Annotated in this window: 1 protein-coding gene; it reads left to right on the top strand. The window is 44.9% G+C overall.

Annotated features, from left to right (window positions below):
- The coding region (gene tuf / locus ACX1N5_RS15695) for an elongation factor Tu (RefSeq protein WP_458803572.1) at window positions 1-1,148 on the top strand (1,148 nt) is incomplete at both ends.

The raw sequence follows: 1,148 nt of genomic DNA, 5'->3' as shown, positions 1-1,148 counted from the left end.
GTAAACGTGGGCACAATTGGTCACGTTGACCATGGTAAAACAACTCTTACTGCTGCAATCGCAACAATCTGTGCGAAAACTTACGGCGGCGAAGCGAAAGATTACTCGCAAATCGACTCAGCTCCAGAAGAAAAAGCACGTGGTATTACAATTAATACTTCACACGTAGAATACGATTCTCCAATTCGTCACTACGCGCACGTTGACTGCCCAGGACACGCCGATTATGTTAAAAACATGATTACTGGTGCTGCTCAGATGGACGGTGCGATCCTTGTATGTGCAGCGACTGATGGTCCAATGCCACAAACTCGTGAACACATCCTTCTTTCTCGTCAGGTAGGTGTACCTTACATCATCGTATTCTTGAACAAATGCGACCTTGTAGACGACGAAGAATTGCTTGAATTGGTAGAAATGGAAGTTCGTGAACTTCTTTCTGCTTATAACTTCCCTGGTGATGACACTCCTGTAATCCGTGGTTCTGCTCTTGCAGCACTTAACGGTGAAGCTGGTCCTTATGGCGAGCAATCAGTTCTTGACCTAGTTGCAGCACTTGATTCTTACATTCCAGAACCAGAACGTGCAATCGACAAAGCATTCTTGATGCCAATCGAAGACGTATTCTCAATTTCTGGTCGTGGTACTGTAGTAACAGGCCGTGTTGAGTCTGGTATTGTTAAAGTAGGCGAAGAAGTTGAAATCGTTGGTATTAAAGATACAGTTAAAACAACTGTAACTGGCGTAGAAATGTTCCGTAAACTTCTAGACGAAGGTCGTGCGGGCGAGAACTGTGGTGTTCTTCTACGTGGTACTAAACGTGAAGACGTACAACGTGGTCAAGTATTGGCTAAACCAGGTTCAATCAAGCCACACACTAAATTCGACGCAGAAGTATACGTACTTTCTAAAGACGAAGGTGGTCGTCATACTCCATTCCTAAACGGTTACCGTCCACAGTTCTACTTCCGTACAACTGACGTAACTGGTGCTATCCAGTTGCAAGAAGGCGTAGAAATGGTTATGCCTGGTGACAACGTAGAAATGTCAGTAGAATTGATCCACCCAATCGCAATGGATCCAGGTCTACGCTTTGCGATCCGTGAAGGTGGTCGTACTGTAGGTGCTGGTGTTGTTTCTAAAGTAAC

The organism is Acinetobacter sp. ANC 4636 (assembly GCF_054454555.1).
This window is presented reverse-complemented; position numbering and strand designations above follow the sequence as displayed.